The organism is Blautia sp. AF14-40 (assembly GCF_003479665.1).
GTDB lineage: Bacteria > Bacillota > Clostridia > Lachnospirales > Lachnospiraceae > Fusicatenibacter > Fusicatenibacter saccharivorans.
On record NZ_QUHK01000009.1, the window covers coordinates 1 to 17,202 of the forward strand.

A 17,202-nucleotide genomic window follows, 5' to 3' on the forward strand; every position below is an offset into this window, starting at 1 on the left:
CTTTCTTTTGTGCAATATTTTGGATTTGCTCATTTATAGCTATATATATAGCTTATCCTAATCCGCAAAACATGTCTATAAATTGGATTAGACAAAATATGCACTAAATGATACAATGATAAAAAGTGCGAAAAGAGGTGCTGTCCTATGTATTTGAACACCGGTTATTTGAACCACTCACATATGGATTTCAAAGACAAAAGTCGTCCGCTGATTGTAGGTAGCTGTGGTACTTACCGTCTTTCCAGACATCCCAAACTTCCTACCTACCGTCCAAGGGGTCGTCTGGATTATCAGATTATATATATCACTGCTGGTTGTGGGCATTTTCATTTTGATAATGTAAATAACGAAACGATTGTTCCAGCCGGCAACATTGTACTGTACAGACCGAAAGAACTTCAGAAATATGAATATTACGGAGAAGATAAGGCAGAAGTATACTGGATTCACTTCACAGGAAGCAATGTGAAAAATATCTTACGTCAATATGGGTTTCAGGATAAAGAACGTGTCTTTCAAGTGGGTACATCTAATGAATATGAACAAATTTTCAAGCGTATTATTATCGAGCTCCAACGCTGTCAAGACAATTATGAGGAAATGCTTGTCCTTTTGCTACGTCATCTTCTGATCAGTTTCCACCGGGAACTGACAAGAGAGCACATATTAAAAAATGAATATCTTGATCATGAGATGGATAATGCTGTTACCTTTTTCAGTGAAAACTACAATCAAAATATCAATATTGATGATTATGCTGCCTCACGAGGCATGAGTGTCAGCTGGTTTATCCGAAATTTCAAAAAATATACCGGTTCTACACCAATGCAATTTATTGTGGGAATCCGCATCAACAATGCTCAGATGTTACTTGAAACAACAACTTATTCCATCAATGAGATTTCTAAGATTATCGGATATGATAACCAGCTTTATTTCAGTCGGCTTTTTCACAAGTTGAAAGGATATTCGCCGAGAGAATACCGAAAGCTGAGAAACAAATTCTGAAATCCACAAAGAGGATACCACCGAATTATCAAAACAATGATTTGTGATATCCTCTTCTCACTTTTGCTATTCTTATTTTACAAACTCAGCCGAATAATAATACATATACTCATTATCTGTATCTATGTATTCTCCTGTAATGTCCTGTATCGGCAACGAACTCACTCCTTGTTCGCCATAGATCAGTGCTGCCAATCCTTGCTCTGTTCCGTACTCTATCGTGCTTTTGTTCTCTATAGAGGTCGCAGATCTTCCATAATATTCTCTGTTTGCAACACCTTCCAAGATTGGCGTTTCTGTCATATATTTTGAATATTCATCTGCTGCAATAAGCTTTGCAGTAAAATTATCAAAATCCGGAGTGATGACAATCAATCCATTTTTTGCAGATTTCACGTCCTCATAGGAAAGTTCCAAAACTCGTTTATGAGAAACTCGTTTTCCAGAATGATATTCTGACAAGTAAACGTATAATGCTTGAAATGTATCTTTTGAATTGTATCGAAACATCATGGTTCCATCAATTCCGGACAACAATTCAGCCGTTTTCATTTCTACACTATCCGGGTCTACTGCTTCTATATAATTTTGTGGTTGCCGCAATTTATTACATACCATGATTCCAAGAGTAATAGCAAATACTCCCACAGCAATAAGAAGTATAGCAATAATCTTCTTTAAATAACGCTGTTTATGACTACTATCTTTTGATATCTGTATCAGTGTATCTTCCGATTTTTTTTCTACATTAGTTACCTCAATATCTTCACCTGCCAAAAATTCATTTAGACTGATGCCTAATATTTCACATAATTCTAAATACACAGACACATCTGGTAAACAAATCCCACGTTCCCATTTGGAAACTGACTTATCACTCTTACCCAGTTTCTCAGCAAGCTGTTTTTGAGTCATACCAAGTTTTTTTCTTTTTTCTGCAATATAGCTTCCGATTTTCACAAGGTCCATAAATACTTCCCCCTTTCAGAATTATAGTATCTATTTTGTCCCAAAAAGTACACCCCTTAATGGTAGAATCGTATTATATAGGCAGAATCTCATCCAATTTCATAAAATAAAAAGGACGCTGTATGCTCTCGTTTCTTTCGGGGCTACAGCGTCTTTTCTGCTTTCACGGCTCGCGCAGACCGCAGGGCAGTCAAACAGATTTTTCAGCAGAAATAGTTTAAGCCCGATCGATTCTTTTTTCTCTCGACCGGGCTTTTAATGAATTTCCAGTAATTTCATTTTATACACCTGCTACTTTCATTGATTTCGGGGTATTTCGTTATGTTCCTTTTGGACCGTACCTCCTGGATTTTTTTGTTTTTATTTTTTCCCTATGGGCCTCTGCCTTTCATTGGAATCATCTCCTTTAGGTTCTATATGTAAACTCTTCAGAGATTTTTTTGATGTTCAGATTAACTATGCCATTGGACTGTACCTCTTACTTTCTTAGATTTCGTCTTGATGTTTCTTTTTCGTTTTTATTTTTGTTTTCTTTTCTTTTGTTGATCTTATATTAACTCATCTTCTCCGTTTTGTCAATACTTTCTTTTAATTTATTTTATATTTTATTATTTTCAGAATATTATGACATCAAGATCGAAAGATCAGAAACCTGATGCAGTCTCACTTACAAAGAGGCGGCCGCAGGCTTTCGCAAAATTCAACCCCCGGCTTTTTTTGACCCACCGCAGGGCGATCCTGCTCCCTCCGGAACTCCACAGAATCTTCTTTCCAAAAGAGTAGAACGAAAGACTCCGCTGTCTTTGCCTTTCGCAAAGTCCAGCGGAGCATTTTTCCCATATTCTTTCTTCTCTTTCTAATTTCTTATTTGCAGAGTTCTTCGGCCAATGCCTCGATCTCTTTTACGTTCTCTTCCTTCACAGCGGACATTACTTTTACATTATTCTCTGTCCAGGTGATATTTTTGCTCTTTTCAAACATACCTTTCATCACTTTCGCTGCGGTCGGTGCCCAGCTTCCGTTTTCGATCAGACCGATGGTGCGGTTCTGGAAGCTGCGCTCTGTCAGGCGGTTGATGAAATCCTGCATGAACGGGTAAATTCCTGCATTGTAGGTCAGCGTTGCGAGAACCAGCTTACTGTAACGGAAAGCATCCGCTACGGCAGCGGACATATCGTCTCTTGCCAGATCGTAAACAACGACATTCGGACAGCCTTTTTCTTTCAGCTTATCTGCAAGCAATTCGGCAGCTTTTTTTGTATTGCCGTAAACAGAAGTATAGGCAACCACAACGCCCTCTTCTTCCGGACGATAAGAAGACCAGATATCGTATTTTTCAATGTAGTGGCCAAGATTTTCCGTCAGAACCGGACCGTGCAGGGAACAGATTTTCTGGATATCCAGCGTACCTGCTACTTTCAGGAGCTTCTGTACCTGCAAACCGTATTTTCCGACGATGCCGATGAAATAACGGCGTGCTTCGTCATCCCACGGTTCCTCGCGATCGAGTGCACCGAATTTTCCGAAGCCGTCTGCTGCGAACAGAACCTTGTCGGTGCTGTCGTATGTAACCATAACCTCCGGCCAGTGTACCATCGGAGCGAACACGAAGGTCAGAACGTGTTTTCCGAGCGTAAGGGACTCGCCATCCTTTACTTCCAGTTTCTTTCCGGCGAGATCCATCTTTGGGAAAAAGTTTTTCATCATGGCAAAAGTTTTTGTATTTGCAACAACGGTTGCTTCCGGATATGCTTTTACGAAGTTTTCAATATTCGCAGAGTGATCCGGCTCCATGTGCTGTACGATCAGGTAATCCGGTTTTCTGCCATCCAGTGCTTTCGCAACATTTTCCAGCCATTCATCCGCAAAGTTTGCATCTACGGTATCCATAACTGCCGTTTTTTCATCGAGAATTACGTAAGAATTGTATGCCATGCCGTTCGGCACTTTGTACTGACCTTCAAACAGGTCTACCTGATGATCGTTGACTCCTGCGTAGATAATATCCTCTGTAATCTTCATAAAAATCCATATCCTTTCCATCTTGTTTTTTCCTGCCCGGAACCTGCTCCGAACCGTATATTTTTATATTATCCTATGATGGAGGAAAAAGCAAGGAAAAAGCAAGGAAAAATAGTAAAGATTACTATTTTTACTTGCTTTTCTCCGTTCACACACACGATATCCCTTTTCCACAGCTTGCAAATCATCACAATACTTCTATTTTGCAGGCATGTTCTTTTGTTTCTTTATCATAACTGATTCCAACCGCCACTCGCAAAAGCAAGTGCAGAAAGATTCCGAGCGTACATGCTGATACTATGAGTATAGTCTTTTTCTGTGGGAGGCGCAAGAATGGAATCCCGTTTCTCACTTCTTATTTATTTTCCGGGAAAACAATCTCTTTCTCTGGTACGCCTTCTGATTTGATGACGTAGCCGTCAACATCATCAAAATGAATCTTGTACTGATATTCGCTTTCACGTCCCTCTTTTGCGTCATCGGCATCAGCGTAATAGGTAAGGCGAATTTCGAAAGTATTTTTGTTTCCTTCGCGCCAGGACTCATCGCCGATCAGCCAGTCGTTTTCGAGGTTTTTGTTTCTTTTCAGCAGCACCTCGGCGTACTGCTGTGCGCCTCTCCAGATTCCTGTGTTTTTGTACCGGTTCTGCATGGTGTTCTGATACTGCCACAGTGTTACAAACATGATCGTCGCCATAATTGCCGTGAAAAGAACGGTTTTGCATTTCTTTTCTTTTTTCTGTCTCTGCCGGCGGATACATCGAATGGTTCCGATCATCATCATTACCAGAACAAACAGATACCACAGGGTCCAGAAGATCTGCTCTTTTCGTTCCAGACCGCCGGGAATGAATTCTGCCAGCTGATCGCCCCAGACGAAATTTACCAGGGATGCCAGAATGCCGATAGACAGAATGGATGCTGCCCCATAGACTTTCCGGCTTTCTTCATCATCGAGGTTCTGGAAGAAATACCACAGCGATACAAACGCTGCTGCCACCAGACCGCCTAGAATCAGGCCGCCGCCCACGTTTACGATCTTTGCCGCCCACGCTGCCGCTGCCACACCGATCACCAGAAATCCCGCGATCACGTTTGCGTTCCGGTCCTGTTTTTTCTGCTGCCTTGAAATGTCACCTGCGTTCTGCAGCATTTCGGCCACCTCCTTCTGAGTATACTGAATTTCCGGCGCCGCCTCTTCCTTCGCCTTCTCCTGCCGTTCGGAGCGCATCAGTTCCAGCACAGAAATCCCAAGTGCCTGAGCCAGCGGCTCAATCGTCTGGATATCGGGAAAGCCAAGTCCCCGCTCCCACCGGCTGACGGCTTTATCCGTCACATGAATCTTTTCCGCAAGCTCTGCCTGCGTCATCTTTTTCTCTTTTCGCATTCCGGCAATAAACCGCCCGAACTCTTTCGCTTCCACGTCGTGTCCCTTCCTCCTGCTGTTCCCGCACCGTCTCATGTTGCCCAGCGGAGCGTTTTTACAGTCTCAGAATAGGCGAAAATAGGCTGTTTTGTCAATCTACGAATCCTTTACCTGCGTTTTTACGCCAAAAAATCCCCGATTCAGCACAAAAGTGCCAAATCGGGGATCTTGTATTTTCCTGTATTTACAGCCCGATCATATTTGCAAACAATACGATCAGCGGAATGGCAATGATGGTTCTCTCCAGAAAGATCACCAGCAGTTTCCAGAAATTCAACGGAATTTCACTTTTGATAAACGCCGGGGCGGGAACTTTTTGTTAAAAATATCGGAATCTGCCGAATTCTGCGATTCCCCCTGCTTCTTTCGTTGCATAGGCAAACAGTCCAACTCTGCATCCTGTGAAATGATCCATTTTGAAATAGAGCTGATGCCATGGTCCGATCTGTTTCCATTTTTCATCGCTCCAATATAAAAACCGGACTTTATCGTGCTGGTTCTGGAAATCCGCTTCCATCCGGATTCTTATTTTCGATGATTCAACCGCCACTGCTTCCCATTCGTTTTCTTCACTGTTGCCCTGATTTCCTTCCAGGCTGTCATTTTCCGCTTCGAGAGATCTCATAACCAGAAACATCCGTCCATCACGCTTTGTAACTGCCGCCATGCCGTAACATCCCTGTAATGCACACATACCTGCATAATCTCCGTCCTTCAGTCTTTCCGCATCAACGGTTACTTCTGTTATGCACATCGGAAACTTCATCCTCTGGGTGATCGTATTTACTGCCTGCGTGACATTTTTGCACTGCTTTTTACAGCTCATTCGGAGGCACCCTTTTTCTGCATCATTCTCAATCCAGGAAAGTTCCGGTTCGTGATTGAACTGCCAGCAGCTCTTCCATCCAAACGTTCCAAACAGCCGTTTCTGGTCCGGATTCCATTCTGAAAAATCATCACTCTCCACAAGCGAATGATACTGTTCCTCCGGTCTTGTGCTTTTTGTTTCCACTTCACAGAGTGCCCTTCCCGAATCACCCAATACCGGATAATTTTCTTTTATGATCTGCTCTTTTTGTTCGCCCGGCGCCGGCATATAGGTAACTCTGACATTTTTCTCCCATTTTACTGGCACAAGAACCGGGATTCTGCCGACAGCACCTCTGTCCTGGAAAAGTACGGCGTACCATTTATGATCCGGCGTATCCACAATTCCTCCCTGCGCAACGCCCTGGCCGCAATACCCCATGGTATCACACAACACATCTCCGCCTCTAAATTCTCCCGTCAGGCTGTCTGATACATAGCATGCCTGCGTCCGCATCCACCTGTCCGGAAGGGAATGAATCAGGAATAAATAATACATTCCATTGATTTTATAAAAATGACTTCCTTCAAAACCAAGCCCCGGATTCCGACTATCACTGACCAGAATCCGATCCAGTCCGCCTTCCTTTGGACCGCCCAGATCTTTTTTCAATTCCTGCAGACGAACATTTCTATTGCCGGAAACAATATAAACATGATCATCCTCAAACAAAAGTGAGCAGTCATGATAAAAGCCTTCTATGATGCGTTTTTCCCATGGTCCTTCGATATCATCAGCAGTATAAAGGTATGTTTTTCCGGTATCATTCGCCACAAAGCAAATATAATACATCCCTTTATGGTATCGGAGCGATGCGGCCCACATGCCTTTTCCATAGCAGTTTTTCTCACCAACAAGCCTCTGTTCCTCTGTGCTGTCCAGTCTTTCATACACATAGCTCAGATGTTCCCAGTGAATGAGGTCATACGACCGCAGAATCTCACACCCCGGCATAAAGTGCATTGTAGTGCTTACCATGTAATACGTATCATCTACCCGGATGACATCTGGATCCGGATAATCCAGTTCTGTAATTGGATTTTTTCCTGCTATCTTCATATGCTCTCTCCTCATATAATATTTCAGGGTCATGCCAAAACAGCATGACCCTGGATAAAATGCAGTATCTTTATTCTTTTACTCCGCCAAGAGTAAGCCCGGCAACAAAGTATTTCTGTAAAAATGGATAAATACAAATAATTGGAAGCATGGTAATAATGGTTGCTGCTGCACGGACCGACGTCGGTGTGACCGAACCGGCTGCATTTTTCATTGCTTCCACAGAGGTTCCCTGATTCGTAACCGATGATAAGAGTTTCATAAGCTCATACTGAAGGGTCGTCAGATTGCTGTTCATTCTGTTGTACAGCATCGCATCAAACCAGGAGTTCCACTGTCCTACCGCCACAAATAATGCTACGGTTGCATATACCGGCTTACAGAGCGGTGAATAAATCTTCAGAAAAATCGTGGTATATCCTGCACCGTCAAGCTGCGCGGACTCTTCCAGACTGTCGGAAATTCCGTTCATATAGGTACGGATTACCAGCATATTGAACGCACTGACCATTCCAGGAATTACATATACCCCGAAACTGTTTGTCAGGCCAAGTTGTTTGTACAGCAGGAATGTAGGAATCATTCCACCGTTGACATACATGGTGATAACCCAGAATAAGGATAATTCTTTTTTAAACAGAAAGCGTTTTCTGCTTACAATAAACGCCAGGATTGCATTTGCTACCAGTGCCAGCAGCGTTCCGATGATGGTTCGCGCCACTGTGATATATGCGCCCGTGATCAGGTTATCCTTCTGAAGAACGGTGATATAGTTTTTCCATGTGAATTTTCTTGGCAGCAGATAAATTCCTCCGCGAAGGGCATCTGTACCATCGTTTAATGATATTGCCAGTGTATTTAATACCGGATACAGTGTAATGACTATAAACAGTACCATGATAATACCATTTATTATCGGAAACAGATCCAATTTTCCGGTCTTTTTTCCAGTTTTTTTTGCCATGATGAACCTCCTTAGAACAATCGCTCTTCGCCATTGCGTTTTGCAATCTGGTTTGCGATCATAATCAGTATAATGCTGACTGCACTCTTGAAAATACCTGCTGCCGTACCGATTGCATAATCGCCCTGGCTGATACCCCATTTCAATACGTAGATATCAATGGTCTGTGATACTCTCTGTACCAGGCCGTTTCCTAAAAGATACTGAATTTCAAATCCGGCATTCAAAACGTTGCCTACGTTCATCAGGAGAAGAATCATAATGGTCGGTTTGATTCCAGGAAGTGTCACGTACTTAATTTTATTCCACCTTCCGGCGCCGTCTATGGATGCCGCCTCATATAAAGATGGATCAATTGCTGTGATTGCTGCCAGATAAATAATGGCATTCCAGCCGGTTTCCTTCCACACATTTGCAAAAGCAACAATAGGCCAGAAGTAGCTCGTATGTGCAAAAAAGTTAATTGGCTGTTTGATGATATGCAGATTCACCAGAACTTCATTTACAATACCAGTTCCGGAAAGCATATCATGCAGAATACCGGTTACAATAATCCACGAAAGGAAATGCGGCAGATAGGAAATGGTCTGAACCACTTTTTTTCCTATATGGCTTCTGATTTCATTTAATAAAATTGCAAACGCAATTGCCGTTACGAAAGTTACAACAAGATTGATAACTCCCATTGCCAGAGTATTCCGGATAACACGGATAAACGTCATATCTGAGAACAGTGTCCGGAATTTTTCTAATCCTACAAACTCTGAATGCAGGATTCCTAGTTTCGGTTTGTAGTTCTGAAATGCCATTGCCCAGCCAGCAAGCGGAAGGTAATAGAAAATCACACCATATGCTACGATAATTGCTGCCCAGAAAAGCAGGACTTTCTGTCTTTTGATTTCTTTCCATGTGATTTTTGTTCTGGGCTCTTTTGTTTTTGATTTTGTTCTCGCTAAAGACATGACCTCACTCCTTAAAAAAACGGGCAGATGAAATTTTTCACATCTGCCCGCTTCAAAATTTCATTTTTTATTTGAACTTCGCTGCCTGCTCCATTCTTGTGTCTAATTCAGTCTGCAGTTCACTGATAAAGTCTTCCGGGTGGCATGCATTGTAAGCATCCATGTAGGTATCCCATGCCGCGTCAAAATCTTTTGCCATAACAACCTGCGGAAGCTGCTCATGTTTTACATCTGCAATTTTGTTCCATGCAACTCCGCCAGGTGTATCTGTTGTGAAATTGTTAGAGAAGGACCACATCGGATACCAGTCTCCAGGTGCCTCATTTGTTCCAAGCATCTCAACATAAGTCTCAACACCATAAGCCTCAAAGGTTTCTTTTACATCCTGATTTAATCCATCAAAGAACTCACTTGCCTGTCCATCCGGTTTATTGGCGTTAATTCCATCATCACTGGTTCCAGTGTACTGTGGGAAGTAGGAATATGGGCAGGTATGAGATGCTTTGTACGCGGTATCAGACTGTTTCGTCCGCTCTTCCTCTGTTCGGTAGAATTCTCCGTTTTCATCCACCTCATAATCGGTACCCTCTACACCCCAAAATCTGAGATTGTGAATATCCTGATCCAGAAGATCATTTACAAACTGTAATGCTCCTTCCACATCTTCACAGCTTGTTGTAATTGCAAGACCGCTCGACTCATTAAATGCCCCGCCTGAATTGTGCCACTGATTGTCACGGCCATCAATCGTAACCGGAACAGGAATATAATCGCAGCCCTGCTCATCCAGTCCAGCCTGTTTGATTGCATCATTTGCATTCGAGAAATCCCACCACTGATCAATCATTCCAAGTACACGTCCGGTAGAAAGTTTGGAAATATATTCATCGTAACTCTGTGTAAAGGATTCCGGATCTACAATTCCCTTCTGATACTCTTCATTCAGTTTTCGGAAGTAGGCAACCGCTGTATCCGAAGTGTTATAATCTAAAACGGTCAGTGTATCCGGATCTACCATACAGGATCCATCATTTGGATATCCGTCGAGGAACTGCGGGGCATTCTCCAGACAGAAATATCTCCAGTCGTCACAGAGGATGGTGTATGGAATATTTTCCGTTCCGTCTTCCATAGTCGGATTCGCTTCGTTGTAGGATTCAATCAGATTAAAGTAATCATCCATTGTTTTAATTTCCGGATAACCCGCCCATTTTAAGACTCTGGCCTGAATCCAGAATGCTTCATCATTATGTGTACATACTTTTTCTTCATTTTTAATGCAGCTAAACTGTGGAATCCAGTAAATATGGCCATCATCCTGTCTTAATTTTTCCCACTCAAGATCAGAGAACAGATTTTTAATATTAGGATAATCATCCAGATAGTCATCCAGTGCAACCAGTGCATCGGCATCATATAACTGCATCTGTCCGTTTCCGCCCTCAATAAAGTCCGGATACTCTCCTCCTGCGATCATGGTGCCAATAGCCTCAACATCCGTCTGACCCGTCAGCCAGGTTTCTTTTACCTTTGCGCCTGTTTTTTCTGCAATGATCTGCTGAACCTCATTATCATCATTGATTTCGGATCCCGGGACTGCAAAAAATGCGGTAAATTCTTTTATCTCTCCGTCAGAATCTCCCTTAGAGGAACTCTTTCCTCCTGCTCCACATCCTGCGAGCAGGGTTGCTGCCATTGCCGAGGCAAGCAGCATGCTTACAATTTTTTTTCTCTTCATCTTGTAATACCTCCCTTTGATAGTATTTATTTTATCAGTTTGCAGGTTTGAAACAATCGGATGAACTATAGTAAGAAACAGGGTAAATTATAGATCGTAGATACGCACTATAATTTACCCTGTTTCTTACTTCCTGTTTTCTTTAACTTCCCTGCTGCATCTGTTTTCGGAATCTGGCCGGTGTGCACCCTTTCACCTGAATAAAACGGTTTACAAAATAATCCAGATCATGATATCCTACTTCTTCTGCAATCTGCACAATTTTTTTATCCGTGCGGATCAGAAGGCCTGCGGCCTGCTCCATCCGGAAATTGTTCAGATAGTCCTTGAAGGAAAGACCATATTTTTTCCGAAACAGCTGCCCGAGATAGGCACTGTTGACATAGTATTTTTCACTGAGACCCTTCAGCGTGAGGTTGGCGGCATAATTCTCTTTGATTTCTTTTTCTACCATGCCGAGAACGCCCCTGGAAACGTTTTTTCGAAGCTGAGAAAGATAATCGCCGTATTCACATGCAAAGCGCGCCATATGCGCCTTACTGCCACGCAGGATACCATTCTCAAAGCTGCTTTCACTGATCAGCCGCAGGATTTCTTCCTGGTTTACGTCATTATCCTGCTCACTCGCCAGATGGATCAGTTGGAAAAGCAGATAATTGATATTCAGATTCATGCTCTCAGCATTCATTCCCATCTGACTCATTTCTTCATAAAACTGTTCTACTGCTTTCCGGATCTCCATGTGGTTATTCTGTTCAATGGTGGTAAGAAGCTGATCCAGCCCCTGTTTGCATAAGACCATTCCAGCCGCTGTAACCTGCACTTCATCCTCATAATAATAGATTTCTTTTCGTGCCCGGAACCCCTGAAAAGAGCGGAGCATACAGGCATTACCATACGATCTTGCCACATTGCTGATATCTGGTACTTTTTTCCCAACCAGCATAATAACCGGCTGTTTCGTATTATTGACAAGATATTGCCGGAATGCAGAAAGGTATGTTTTATCATCCATTCCCAGACGCTCCGCAAGGTTTTCAGAATATACAAAACCAATATCATATATTTTTTCATCCGCAGAAACATCAAATACACAGTGCTTGGCATCTTCTTTCAAAAATTCTCTGCAGCAGTCATACAGCTCTCTTTGAAAATTCCGCAGGTCTTTATCGCTCTGTTCTTCCAGATTGTTCGGCTGTTCTTTCTGAATCTCCACATAACGGATTCCCTGCGTATCTTTCATGTGTTTTTTTACGTAATTAAGATTGACATCATCGTATTTTCCATGGATTAAAGAGATCAGATGTCTCGAAAAATAGGCATGTTCCATTTCCTCATGTGCCTTTGATTCCTGTCTCTCCCGGTCTGATAATGCACGAACCTTATGCAACAGTTTTAACAGGGTTTCCCGGTCAACAGGTTTTAACAGATATTCCGTACATTTATTCTGCATGGCACGCCTTGCGTAATCAAACTCCGCATAACCGCTCAGAATAACAAAATACGCATCCGATATTTCTTCCCTTCGTATCTGCTCCAGTAATTCCAGACCTGTCATACCAGGCATCCGGATATCTGCTATGATAAGATCCACTTTTTCTTTTTTCAAATATTCCAGTGCTTCCAGACCGTTTTCTGCCGTCGCAGCAATTTCAAATCCTTCTTTTTCCCAGTCTATGATGACCTTAATTCCCTGCAGGATAAAGGGTTCATCATCAACCAACAGTACTTTTAACATTTTTCTCCTCCCTGCTCTACACTACATATACTCCAGGGGCATCCAGATTGTTATCAGTGTACCCACCCCTTCTTCTCCATCCAGATCGATCTTCACTTTATTTTCCGATACCATTTTCAATCTTAAACATGCATTGACAATTCCTACCCTTCCTTTCTTTTTCAGCATCTCAATGTCTGCGTTTCTCATGTTTTCCAGAAGTTCCTGCCTTTTGCCTTCTTCCATTCCGTTCCCAGTATCTTCTATTTCCATGCAGATCAGCTCGTTTTGTTCATATACTCTTACAAAAATCCAGCCTGGAGACGCTTTACTTTCAATTCCATGCACACATGCATTTTCTACGAATGTTACCAGCGTAAGTTTTGGAACCTTTCTTTTTCTGCATTCTTCATCAATCTCAATCTGATAACTCAGTCTTTCTCCGAAACGATATTTCTGGAGTGCCAGATACGCCTTTACAAATTCCACTTCCTGTTCAATCGTCACAGAGTCCTCGCCCCATTCGACATACTGTCTTTGCATGACAGCCAGTTTTTCAACCATATCCGCTGTTTCATTCTCATTTTTCAAAATGCTGTGCATGCGGATGCTCTCAAGTGCATTAAACAGAAAATGAGGATTAATCTGGCTGTGAAGGGCAAGAAGTTCTGCATTTTTGCGGCTGACAAGCATCTCCTGCTCTACGAGTTTGTTTTTATAAACTGTCTGAATCAGCTCATTTGTCCTGGCCGCCATTCGATTGTAGCTTCGAATCATACTTCCGATTTCATCTTTTCCGCCTTCATGACGCATCGGTACAAGCTGTTCGGAATCCACGCTTTTAAACACTTCATTCAGCTCCGTAATACGTTTTGTGAACGAATGATTCAGGATATGTACAAAAAAGAATGGCAGAATCGCATTAATCAGGATCAGAAGCAGAATACTCGGTAAATTATGAGCAATATTCGCAATCGCGTTCTCCCCCGTACGTCTGACATACACCTCAAGTTCCGTACCATACAGATTGACCGTCTGATGATATCCCTTCTTTATTTTATCATCCAGTTCTTCAAAGTCTGAACCTGTGCTTCCATGTTTCGTATTGGAAAGTACAATCTGATTCTCCTCACAGATCAAAACTTCGTTGTCAAAATTCATTTTCTGAAGCGTACGCATCATGTTCCCATAGTCAAATTCCAACTGCAGCATTTTTTCCTGATCTCCTGAAAAAAAATCGAGTTTTTGAAGAAATACCACCTTGTGTTCCTCTGCCGTTCCGGATCTGTTTTTGTCATAGACAAAGAAAAAACCTTTTGTTTCCCCACTCTGGTTCAGTTTCTGATACGCCTGCGTTTCTTTCAGATCCTCTATATTACCTACTTTTCCTCCCTTCACAATGGTGTCATTGTTCGTATACATCGTAAATACAATCTGATTCATTCCCAGCAGATTTTCTAACAAAGTATCCTTGAAAAACTCCTGGTATTCCATGATATACTGAGCAGAGGTATCATATTTTCTGGATAGAAAATCATCAATATATCTGCTGGTATAGATCGTTTTTGCCATTTCTCCTGCATTATTTACCACGCTGCTGATGTTGTAGCTTACCGCATTTGCAATGTTGGTCATATCATGTTTCTGCTTTTCCATCTCGGAATTTCTTATGATTAAAAAAACCACGCTGTCCGTAATGATCAGCGGAAGCAGTACGCAAAAAATATATAAAATGTATAATTTCTTTTTGACCGTAAAGTCATCCATCCGTTTTTCAATTTTTTGAAGCAACTCTTTCATTCTCAGAACCTCTCACGTGAATCAGGGAGCAGACACTGCCTGCTCCCTTCTGGATTTTCCAATGTCATCTTTCACACAGTTATCTTATCATATCCAGATTTAGATTGGAATTCTGTTTTCAGTTCTCTTCTTTCAATTTTTTCTCTTGTGATCTCTGTTTTACTGTATTATGATAATATCAAATTTACAGCAGTCCTCCGGAGGCAATATTATGATTGAACATTTAGACGGGATTCACGAAACCGTAACGTATAAAGAGAACAGCAGTCTGCGGCTTTTTGTAAACACAGACTGCGAGGACTATCCCATTCACTGGCATACTCCCATGGAAATCATTATGCCTCTGGAAGGGACTTATACGGTTTTCCTCGGGGATAAACCTGTTCTTCTTCAGGAGGGCGACATTATTTTCATCTGCCCTGGGATCCTTCACTCTCTTGTGGCACCGGAAAACGGAAAACGAATTATTCTGCAGATTGAATGGTCGGTTGTGTCAAAAATCCGCGATCTCAATTCCATCCTCGCGCTGATTTCCCCGGTTCTCACTCTTACTCCTCAGACCGCTCCTGACATCTATTCCGATATTTATCATCTTATCTGCCAGATTCTTTCGGAATATGAAGAGGATTCCTTTCTTTCGGAAGCTGTTATCTATGCGCGCATGCTTGATATTCTTTCTCTGATCGGCAGATACCAGGCCTTTGCATCCTGCCGTTTTGATGCCGGACCGCAAAAGCAGAAAGAATATCTGGATCGTTTTCTTTCCATCTGCAATTATATTGATGAACACTGCACGGAAGATCTTTCTCTTGACCAGGTTGCAAAAACAGCAGGCTTCAGCAAATACCACTTTACCAGACTGTTTAAGCAGTTTACAAATACCACCTATTACAAATACCTTAATCGCAAAAGAATTGATCATGCCATGCTGCTCTTATCCGATCCCGATATTCCTGTCACGGAGGCAGCACTTCAGTCTGGTTTCTCCAGTCTTTCCACCTTTCTTCGCGTCTTCCGTTCTGTCAAACAATGTACGCCTACGGAATTCCGCGATATGTATATTCATCCGGAAAAGCAGCAGAAAAATCCCTAATTCCTGCTGCTGCAGGTAAACCATGCAAAGTCTGCATGGTTTTTGCTTTCCATTCCATTAGAAGAAGCATACATGCCGATGGTACATCCGACAAAACCACCTGCCTCTTCTGTTGTGTACGGAAGAAGACTGATTTCCTCTGCCGCACATTCCCAGCCATTTTCTGACGCAATCCATACTTTTGCCGTCTGATCATGGCATTGCAGGCGTATTTTCAGCAGTTGTTCCGTCTCTCCTGGCAGTAAAACTTCTGCTGCTTTCGTTTCTGTTCCTTTGATACACGTTACAACACGAAAAACTTTCTGTTCCTGCTTTTTTGCGATTTCCATCCTCAGATGATTCTCATAATTCTGGTAAAGAACCAGACCTGCCGTTTCCTTCTCGTTTTCCGGCACAAAGAAAACTCCTGTTTCCGCTTCAAAGCGATAGCTTTTCTGCCGTAATCCAAGATAGGAGCAATAGGCTGCTTCTGCAATACTTTCTTTTCGGGGATACAACCGCAGCATTCCCTCTTTTTCTTTCAGCGAATAAATGGTTTCATCACACCCGCCAATTCCAATCAGTCTCTGATCCAACTCTTTATCCCAGAAATGAATCTGATCACATTTTGTAACTTCCTGTGCAAAGCGATATTCTTCCATTGGGATTTCCACCTGCTCTTCCAGATGTCCCACTCCAGGCGCAATGACCGGCCATCCATTTTCCCATATCACTTTAGCAAGAAATGTCTCTCTGCCCATACTGCTGTGTTTTCTGCACGGCCGTGAAGCAAGCATTACTACATACCAGTTTCCATGTCCATCATCTACAAGATCTCCATGGCCTGCATAAATCACCGGATAATCCATTCCCAGATTGCGATGTGTAAAAATGGGGTTCCTCGGGCATCCTTCAAACCACTGAAACAGTTTTCTGCTTCTGGCAACTGAGATACTGTGTTCCGGACCTGTACCGCCCTCTGCATGCATCAGGTAATAATATTCTCCGATTTTGTAAATATGCGGCCCTTCCGGCCAGATGCAGTCTTTTACCGCACCTTTCCAGATTGTCATGCTTTCTCCTGTCAGTTTCATGGTGTTCAGATCAAGTTCCTGTACCCAGATTTCCCAGTCCCCATTATATCGCACACCTTCCGGGTTTGGTCTTGTTCCGCAGTAATAGCATTTTCCATCCTCATCAAAAAACAGGCTTGGATCAATTCCTGCTGCTTCTTCACCAAGATAATACGGATCTGACCAGGGACCCTCCGGCTTTTTCGCTGTAACAATAAAATTTCCGCCGTAGCTTACGTTTGTTGTTATCATATAAAATAATCCTTCATGATAACGAATCGTCGGTGCAAAAATACCTCTTGAGATTTCACTTCCCTCTACTGGAAGCTGCTCCTTCCGGTTCAGAATATTTCCGATCTGTTCCCAGTGTGCCAGATCTCTGCTGTGAAAAATCGGAACTCCCGGGGCATAAACAAAACTTGAATTTACAATATAGTAATCATCCCCCGCCCTGCAAATCGACGGATCCGGATAAAAACCGGATAAAATTGGATTATTTGCCGTTACCATAACTTTCTCCT

The 17,202-nt window shown here is 42.4% G+C and carries 12 protein-coding genes; 2 read left to right on the forward strand and 10 right to left on the reverse strand.

Annotated elements, in window-relative coordinates:
* Window positions 1–147 precede the first annotated feature (147 nt).
* Entirely contained in the window at window positions 148–1,011 is an 864-nt protein-coding gene (locus DWW13_RS08465; protein WP_055221858.1) for an AraC family transcriptional regulator, read from the forward strand.
* 72 nt (window positions 1,012–1,083) lie between these two features.
* On the opposite strand, the gene DWW13_RS08470 is transcribed toward DWW13_RS08465, so the two are convergent.
* From DWW13_RS08470 to DWW13_RS08510, 9 genes are all read right to left on the reverse strand, one after another.
* Entirely contained in the window at window positions 1,084–1,980 is an 897-nt protein-coding gene (locus tag DWW13_RS08470) for a helix-turn-helix domain-containing protein (RefSeq protein WP_055221860.1), read from the reverse strand.
* An 864-nt stretch (window positions 1,981–2,844) separates the two neighbouring features.
* Complete coding sequence (locus DWW13_RS08475; protein ID WP_118595824.1) at window positions 2,845–4,002, reverse strand: FprA family A-type flavoprotein; 1,158 nt, start codon at window positions 4,000–4,002, stop codon at window positions 2,845–2,847.
* A 355-nt stretch (window positions 4,003–4,357) separates the two neighbouring features.
* Window positions 4,358–5,425: a helix-turn-helix domain-containing protein gene (locus tag DWW13_RS08480; protein WP_118595820.1), complete on the reverse strand. Its 1,068-nt coding sequence runs from the start codon at window positions 5,423–5,425 to the stop codon at window positions 4,358–4,360.
* A 322-nt stretch (window positions 5,426–5,747) separates the two neighbouring features.
* Window positions 5,748–7,355, reverse strand: a complete 1,608-nt coding sequence (locus DWW13_RS08485; RefSeq protein WP_118595819.1) for a glycoside hydrolase family 43 protein — start codon at window positions 7,353–7,355, stop codon at window positions 5,748–5,750.
* Between the two features lie 70 nt (window positions 7,356–7,425).
* Window positions 7,426–8,319, reverse strand: a complete 894-nt coding sequence (locus tag DWW13_RS08490; RefSeq protein WP_118595818.1) for a carbohydrate ABC transporter permease — start codon at window positions 8,317–8,319, stop codon at window positions 7,426–7,428.
* Between the two features lie 11 nt (window positions 8,320–8,330).
* Window positions 8,331–9,281, reverse strand: coding sequence for an ABC transporter permease (locus DWW13_RS08495; RefSeq protein WP_118595817.1), 951 nt, complete (start codon window positions 9,279–9,281; stop codon window positions 8,331–8,333).
* A 67-nt stretch (window positions 9,282–9,348) separates the two neighbouring features.
* Complete coding sequence (locus tag DWW13_RS08500) at window positions 9,349–11,019, reverse strand: extracellular solute-binding protein (RefSeq protein ID WP_118595816.1); 1,671 nt, start codon at window positions 11,017–11,019, stop codon at window positions 9,349–9,351.
* Window positions 11,020–11,161: 142 nt separating this feature from the next.
* Complete coding sequence (locus DWW13_RS08505; protein ID WP_118595815.1) at window positions 11,162–12,757, reverse strand: response regulator transcription factor; 1,596 nt, start codon at window positions 12,755–12,757, stop codon at window positions 11,162–11,164.
* Window positions 12,758–12,778: 21 nt separating this feature from the next.
* Window positions 12,779–14,536: a sensor histidine kinase gene (locus tag DWW13_RS08510; protein ID WP_118719846.1), complete on the reverse strand. Its 1,758-nt coding sequence runs from the start codon at window positions 14,534–14,536 to the stop codon at window positions 12,779–12,781.
* Between the two features lie 211 nt (window positions 14,537–14,747).
* Here DWW13_RS08510 and DWW13_RS08515 point away from each other — a divergent pair, with 211 nt between their 5' ends.
* Window positions 14,748–15,629 (forward strand): helix-turn-helix transcriptional regulator, encoded by an 882-nt coding sequence (locus DWW13_RS08515; protein ID WP_118595813.1) that lies wholly within the window; start codon window positions 14,748–14,750, stop codon window positions 15,627–15,629.
* On the opposite strand, the gene DWW13_RS08520 is transcribed toward DWW13_RS08515, so the two are convergent.
* Window positions 15,626–17,191, reverse strand: a complete 1,566-nt coding sequence (locus DWW13_RS08520; protein ID WP_118595812.1) for a glycoside hydrolase family 43 protein — start codon at window positions 17,189–17,191, stop codon at window positions 15,626–15,628. The two genes, DWW13_RS08515 and DWW13_RS08520, sit on opposite strands and share 4 nt — an antisense overlap.
* Between the last annotated feature and the right edge of the window lie 11 nt (window positions 17,192–17,202).